Raw genomic sequence first — 5,406 nt, forward strand, 5'->3', positions numbered from 1 at the left:
AATTTGCCCGGCGCTCGCCGACGAAAGTGCAAGGTTTTTGAACCTCTGGATGCTATAGTCTTGCACTTGCTTGGTGAAAAAATGCTCAAAACCCTTACCTAGACTATGTTTCACTTTTGTTCAGCAAGCCCTAATTATTTACAAATCTTTATACTAATTTTTTACGGCTGTCAAGTACAAATTTGCACGTGAATTACTCAAATAATTTCCAGGTATATGCCCATCGTTAACGTTTCTAAGAGAACGTGATTGGACAGCTTTGATAGAACTATTTCATAGAGACGACAGTGATGAGATTGAAGCCGACATCAATAGTAGTTTGTTTTGGCTGATACCTGAACCTTGCTGGGAAGATGATCCCTTTGATTTTTTACGGGAGTATCTTTAAATAGTGCTGTTAGCGGAGCGTTTAGCTCGTGATGAGTTCAAAATAAGTCTTTAATTTATAACTCCTAACTATCCACCGTTGAGGCTACTAAGGAAAATACGTAGGCGATCGCTTTGCGGATTGGTTAGAACTTCGCTGATGAGTTCTGGGCTAGTTATATCTACTTGTTATCAAGCGATCGCCGGAGATATCAATACCTAAAACCCTGAATGTATTTTAATAACCATTGCCATGTCTAGGTTTTTTCGTTAATTTGTCTCATTTTTAAGGATACTCTTAAATATCCATCTTGCTTTCCTTGTTTAGTGTAAAGTCCCTTTGCTGTTTGATAATCTTTTATAGCAGCTTGATTGTTTCTTAACTCAGCGTAAAGATTACCTCGATAGAAATAAGCATCAGCTTGCCCATAATTCATTTCAATTGCTTTTTTAAAATCAGCCATTGCTTTTTTAGTATCCTTAAGTTTGTGGTAAGCAGCACCTCTACTTGCATAGCCAATACCATCTTCAGGATAAAGTTTAATCGCCTGAGTATAATTCTCTACTGCTTTCTCGTAATTGCCTAAAGCTTCATAAGCTTTACCTTGCTGAGTGTAGATATAAGGGAAAGTGGGATTTTGCTTTTTAGCCACCACATAGTCTTCAACAGCTTTCTGGTAATTTCCTAATTGATTATGGATATCAGCATGATACAAGTACGCTATATGATGATTCTTATCGAGGCCGATGGCATTATCAAAATCTTTTAAAGCCCCCTTATAATCTTGTCGCTGAACTTTTTCTAGCCCTTGATTAATAAAGGTTTCAACTTTACTTGGCTTTGGTGAAGGTGCTATTTTTTGTGATGGTGCAGTGATTGTACTGCTTGGTGAGGAATGATCATGCAAGGAATGGTCTTCAGAGAATGCAGGTATGTGATGAATAAAGATGACTAAGCCAGCTACCATAGTTGCTAGTCCTAGATTAGCGATCGCTTTCAATAGACGGCGCATAGTTTTAACTTGTAATTTTGATGAATTGATGTGCTTGACAATTATTAACTAAGTGTGATTTTCTTAACTTTTCAAGTCTAATTAATAGAGCTATAAAAACTTTTGACAAAGTTGTTGTTAGCAAAGATGACTAAAAAGTTACAAAATCTAATGAGGATATTTTTAAACATCCTCATTAGTAGTAGTAAACAAAGTCTAAATGCTGGGTATGATATCGCTGGGTATGATATCGCCGGCGCTGGGTAAGATATATTTCATCAAAGGCAACATACTATTGAATTGGGGACATCTGTTATTAACTGCTGATTTAATTGCCACATCAGCAAATCGGTTAATCCCACTATTACTCAACCGAGCACTTACATTTGAAGGCAACATTAACAAACTATCAGCTTTAACAATTGGTTTGATCACTGAAAATGTTTGCCCCGATGTAAAATTTAAGCAGACTTTGGTAGAGAGAGCTACTAGTTGTTCCGTAGGTACAGAAGCGATCAAGTGATAGCGTTTACCTGTTTTTTTCTCTCGAATCCACTGAGATTCTAAAGCTAATTGATTGAGATAATTTTGAACCGATACTGGATATATGGTGTCATCTGCGTGTATCGGCAGATTGAATGACAGAAATGAAGCAGTTGCTAATACCACTCCAAAGAAATTTTTTAACATTGATTGTTTGCCTCAATAATTAAAACTAAACCGAAAAATCTTCGCTGCTAAACAACGGTACACTTATACCAATTCTTTGTGAAACTGCACAAAATAAAACTTGGTGAGACAAGGGACTTAAGCCCCTTGTTCTATGCAAACTTACAGGTAATCGCTCTTAGATAATTACTGTTAATAATCTTTCCATTAGTTACCACCTATTTAGAGGATTTTGCTAACGTACCAAGTCTTCTCTTGATGAATGAAGTTGTGAAAGTGTTTGATACATTACTAACGATTTTTCCAACATCCTCTTAACGTTAATGTCTATAAAGATGGTGCTGGGAGTATCTTTGCTGGATCTGACAACGGTGAGGGTCCGCCTTGTCCCACTTCAAATTGATTCATCATATCGTGGTCTTCGTGAACCGTGTTGTGGCAGTGTGACATATATTTACCTGTATTAGGACCATACCTGCCAATTACTCGTACACTCTCGTTTTCCCCAACATAGAAGACATCTTTTAACCCACGCTCGTAAGGGAAAGGAGGTTTACCATTACGGTCAAGCATTATGCAATCAATTAGGTGAATGTGGATAGGATGAAACCAACCACCTGAGTTGTTATACAATCTCCAGATTTCAACATCGCCTAATTGAGGATTAGCATCAACTCGCTTGTCATCCCAGACTTTGCCATTGATTACCCATAGACCATTAGACCGTTCATATCTAAATTCTCTGGTTCGCACTGCTGAAGATTCTGGGATAGGCTGGATTGTACGTAATGTGGCGGGAATAGAGCTATTATCTGGTTCACTCCGCACAACATCAAAGCGCATAATTTGATCTGTACCGTCATAGTCATCGTTGTTAGGAAGTCCGAGATTTTGCAGCACTACTTGAGAGCCGACTGGGTATTTGGAAAAGTCAATAATGAGTTCGTAGCGTTCTGCCATCCCCAACCGGAAATTTTTGACGTTAACTGGTGCGCTCATTAATCCGGCATCAGTGCCAATCATGATAAAATCATCGCCGTTGCTCAGAGCAAGCTTGTAAGAGCGCGAAATCGAACCATTCAAGATTCGGAAACGGTACTTAGAGGTACCCACCTCCATGCGTGGCCAAGGCGCACCATTGACCAAAATGACATCACCATATTGACTTTTTTCACCTTGGGTATCAAAGACTAACTTGCCAGTATTAGTAAACTGCTTATCTTGGATAAGTAGTGGTACGTCGTATTGACCCTTGGGTAAGGGGAGTCCAAGCTCAAATTCATCTTGAACGAGGTATGTGCCTGCCAAACCCATATAAACATTACGTGCAGTATTATGGATGGCGTGGTCGTGATACCATAATGTAGCCGCACGAGTGTTCGGAAAGAAGTAATCTTTGTAGTAACCCGGTAGTGTCAAATCTTCAGCATAGCCATCGTACTGCGGTAACGATGCCATCCCATGCAAGTGAACTGATGTTGGTGTATTAACACTATTGTTAATAAAACGAACAACTGATTTTCGCCCTAGACGTTGCTTAATTGTGGGGCCAGGAGCGATACCGTTATATCCCCATATCTCCGTTGTTAGCCCAGGCAAAATACTAATCCGAGCTTTTTTCATCGTCATCTCGTAGTAATCTGTGGTCGCATCACTCCGCACTGGGTTAAGTACTGGCGGTATGGGAAGTTTGACGGCAAAACGAGTAGGCTGAGGACTACCAGCAGTACCAGCAATAGATGCTTGGTTACGATACAGTAAAGTTGTAGGAAGCAATAAAGAACCGCCTGCAAGCGTTCCTAGCTTCAGTGCTTCTCGTCTAGTTATTTTTTTCACTTTAATTTCTCTATTGGTGTATGGGAAACTTACCTGAATGGCTTTACCAATCGGTAGATTTGAAGAAGTTTTAAATTTTAATATTTACGTACTTTACAAATAAATCATCTTGTGTCTTAACGTAAATATATCGTTTCAGCTTTTCACTAAGCATTCTTTATTAGTTGCGTAGGTGTAGCCCTCACCAGGCATCGCAAAAAGGTAGTTAAAAAATCTAGCTAAAAGCCCTGAAAAGTATACCTGCCATTTCTGCTTTTTTGTCAATACGTAAGTTTTAGTACTTCATTTTTTTTTAATTGTAAAGTTTTGTTTTCTTCTTCTAAGTTATATAGACATATAAAAGGAAAGTCAACCAGTAGTCACTAAGACCGAAAGAAAGTTCATTTATAATTCATTAAATCTAAATAAAAGTCATTTATTATTCTGGTTGTAGCAAATATACCTAGCGGTTAGAAATCGCGGCTAGACAAACTAAGTCTCTCTGGGTGACTGCCGTGGCACGGTCGATTAGTTCTTGAAGTTGTTCTTTAATGGGGCGTTCTTGTGGTGTTTAGCGATCGCCATTAATACAATATACTTATGTTTTATTTTTAACCGCTTTCCTTTTCCAATACTGAGATTATGCGATAATTTCTCATAAATGCTTTGGGTTTGTTACAAGCCATAATCTCCTTCTAGCTGCCGGATGATGATTTTGCTACGCTTATCATGTATACTTTTCGCGTTATCTAAACGGATGCGGCTGGCGCAGATATGCTTATGGAAGGAGAATATAACCAATGCCTAACCTTAACCTCGTTTCAGAATATAAAAGCTTTGGTGGCAAACTCGGCTTTTACAGTCATCTCTCCTCAACCTGTAAGAGTGAAATGCGCTTTGCTGTTTATCAACCACCACAAGCAACTCTAAAACCTGTGCCGATTCTCTATTTCCTTTCTGGGTTAACTTGCACGGAAGAGAATTTTATGGTTAAGGCAGGGGGGGTACAACGCTTTGCATCTAAGTACGGTTTGATACTGGTTGCACCAGATACTAGTCCGCGTAATACTGGCATTGCAGGTGAGGATGATGACTGGGACTTTGGCACGGGTGCAGGCTTTTATGTTGATGCTACAGAAGAACCGTGGCGTCAACACTACCAAATGTATAGTTATGTCGTCCACGAATTACCTGCTTTAATTACCGCAAACTTCCCCGGACAACCTGAGAAACAAGGCGTTTTCGGTCATTCGATGGGAGGACATGGGGCGCTAGTCTGTGCAATAAGAAACCCAGGACTCTACAAATCAGTATCAGCCTTTGCGCCGATCACTGCACCTATGCGTTGTCCTTGGGGTCAAAAGACTTTCAGTCGTTATCTTGGCAGCAATCAAGAAAGTTGGCGTGCTTATGATGCTAGTGAATTAGTTAGGGCTTGCTGAACAAAAGTGAAACATAGTCTAGGTAAGGGTTTTGAGCATTTTTTCACCAAGCAAGTGCAAGACTATAGCATCCAGAGGTTCAAAAACCTTGCACTTTCGTCGGCGAGCGCCGGGCAAATTGG

3 protein-coding genes and 2 pseudogenes are annotated in these 5,406 nt (G+C 39.7%); 2 read left to right on the plus strand and 3 right to left on the minus strand.

Annotated elements, in window-relative coordinates; genetic code table 11:
- The first annotated feature begins 188 nt into the window (after positions 1–188).
- Positions 189–388, plus strand: a pseudogene (locus ACEW80_RS16565) (hypothetical protein).
- Between the two features lie 235 nt (positions 389–623).
- Here ACEW80_RS16565 and ACEW80_RS16570 read toward each other — a convergent pair.
- The 3 genes from ACEW80_RS16570 to ACEW80_RS16580 all read right to left on the minus strand — a co-directional run bounded on the left by ACEW80_RS16570 (position 624) and on the right by ACEW80_RS16580 (position 3,863).
- Positions 624–1,334: a tetratricopeptide repeat protein gene (locus ACEW80_RS16570; protein ID WP_373527648.1), complete on the minus strand. Its 711-nt coding sequence runs from the start codon at positions 1,332–1,334 to the stop codon at positions 624–626.
- A gap of 240 nt (positions 1,335–1,574) precedes the next feature.
- Positions 1,575–2,048 carry a hypothetical protein gene (locus tag ACEW80_RS16575; protein ID WP_373527649.1) on the minus strand — a complete coding sequence of 158 codons (474 nt, stop codon included), beginning with the start codon at positions 2,046–2,048 and terminating at the stop codon, positions 1,575–1,577.
- Positions 2,049–2,354: 306 nt separating this feature from the next.
- Entirely contained in the window at positions 2,355–3,863 is a 1,509-nt protein-coding gene (locus tag ACEW80_RS16580; RefSeq protein WP_373527650.1) for a multicopper oxidase family protein, read from the minus strand.
- Between the two features lie 779 nt (positions 3,864–4,642).
- Between ACEW80_RS16580 and fghA the strand changes: the two are divergent.
- A pseudogene (gene fghA / locus ACEW80_RS16585) lies at positions 4,643–5,275 on the plus strand (S-formylglutathione hydrolase); the annotation flags it as partial.
- Between the last annotated feature and the right edge of the window lie 131 nt (positions 5,276–5,406).

The organism is Nostoc sp. (assembly GCF_041747015.1).
Classification (GTDB): domain Bacteria; phylum Cyanobacteriota; class Cyanobacteriia; order Cyanobacteriales; family Nostocaceae; genus Nostoc.

What these genes read in the sequence shown, in the direction of transcription:
- ACEW80_RS16570 (WP_373527648.1), bottom strand. Translation starts at nt 1,334, where the DNA reads ATGGTAGCTGGCTTAGTCATCTTTATTCATCACATACCTGCATTCTCT.
- ACEW80_RS16575 (WP_373527649.1), bottom strand. Translation starts at nt 2,048, where the DNA reads ATGTTAAAAAATTTCTTTGGAGTGGTATTAGCAACTGCTTCATTTCTG.